The organism is Moorena sp. SIO3I6 (assembly GCF_010672095.1).
The window spans coordinates 1-1,342 of record NZ_JAAHHU010001393.1 but is presented as its reverse complement, the minus strand read 5'-3'; the positions used below and the strand labels follow the sequence as shown (position 1 = coordinate 1,342).

At 46.1% G+C, this 1,342-nt stretch carries 3 protein-coding genes and 1 pseudogene; all 4 read left to right on the top strand.

The annotated features are described in order from the left end of the window. The first annotated feature begins 68 nt into the window (after nucleotides 1–68). Entirely contained in the window at nucleotides 69–401 is a 333-nt protein-coding gene (locus F6K49_RS54110; protein ID WP_364306221.1) for a transposase family protein, read from the top strand. A 50-nt stretch (nucleotides 402–451) separates the two neighbouring features. Continuing rightward, nucleotides 452–598, top strand: coding sequence for a hypothetical protein (locus tag F6K49_RS54105; RefSeq protein ID WP_366511385.1), 147 nt, complete (start codon nucleotides 452–454; stop codon nucleotides 596–598). A gap of 78 nt (nucleotides 599–676) precedes the next feature. Beyond that, complete coding sequence (locus F6K49_RS54100; RefSeq protein WP_364306224.1) at nucleotides 677–823, top strand: hypothetical protein; 147 nt, start codon at nucleotides 677–679, stop codon at nucleotides 821–823. Between the two features lie 215 nt (nucleotides 824–1,038). Beyond that, nucleotides 1,039–1,196, top strand: a pseudogene (locus F6K49_RS54095) (ISAs1 family transposase); the annotation flags it as partial. Nucleotides 1,197–1,342 lie beyond the last annotated feature (146 nt).

The following is a 1,342-nucleotide window of genomic DNA, read 5'->3' as shown; positions in this document are numbered from 1 at the left end:
CAGGGTAAGCGCAAGAAAAACGAACTCATAATATGCTAGGGGAACCGATGTCACAATCAAGGTATCCAATGGTCATTGGCTTCGATAAACCCACTAAAACCACCGCAACCAGTCCTAAATCCTCACCACTCCAGCCAGCCGGAGATACTCAGCAGTTTCAACAACAAATGCTTGAGCATTTTGAGCACCTGGGAGATCCACGAGGGAAACAAGGAGTGCTTCATCCATTTGTAAGTATAGTAATGATTGCACCCGACGCCACCATCGGGGGCGCGACGGGGTGGGAAGACATAGAAACCTATGGAGTCAGCCACCAGCAATGGTTATCCACCTTATTACCATTGCCTCATGGGATACCCTGTGCAGATACGTATCGACGAGTGTTTGAACAAATATCTTAAGCGTGCCTTTGAGGAGAGCTTTAACAGTTGGTTAGCTAGTTTAGTAACAGATGCCCGGAGCACAGGTAATTCCCATTGATGGCAAACAAATCAAGGGTTCTTATGACCGTAACCAGTCAAAATCAGCATTGCACGTGGTGAGCGCCTGGGCAAGTGACCATCGGTTGTTTCGTAGGTCTTGTCAAAGTGGACGATAAAAGCAATGAGATTACAGCGATCAAGCGCCTTACTGGAATTACTCGACATCTGCGGATGCAACCGATACCATTGATGCGATGGGGACTCAGCATCAAATAGCTCGTAGTATTCGCGCTCTTAGTGCGGATTATGTTCTGGCACTCAAAAGAAATCATCCCACTTTATGGGAGCAGGTGAAGCAATGGTTTGAAACTGCTGTAGCTAATGAGGCAAGAGGGTCTTGAGTATAGCTACGATCTACGGGTGGAGTCAGCACACCATCGCACTGAAAAGCGCGATTGTTTGGGCGGTTTGTCTTGAGCAGATAGACAATGATTTGTACCAACAGTCCCAGTGGGATGGATTACAGACTATTGTTATGGTTATTCGTACTCGTCATCTGTGGAACAAGACTACCCGTGAGGTGATGTTTTACCTATCTTCTCTACCAGCCAATGCTCAACAGTTGGGTAAAGCTATCCGACAGCACTGGTCAATTGAAAATCAACTTCACGCTCGTCTTAGATGTGACTTTTGGGGAGGATAATAGCCGGATTCGCACAGGCCATGCTCCACAGAATATGGCTTTACTCAAGCGCGCTTAGTATTAATTTACTCAATCTTGAAACCAGCTATAAACGCAGTACTCGTCAAAAAATCAAACGAGCCAGCATGGACACGAGGTATATGCTGAAAATTTTAAAAGCCTCGATTCCCTTACAGTCTAACTTATCTGGGGCATAATTTTTCGCCGCTGTACCCTG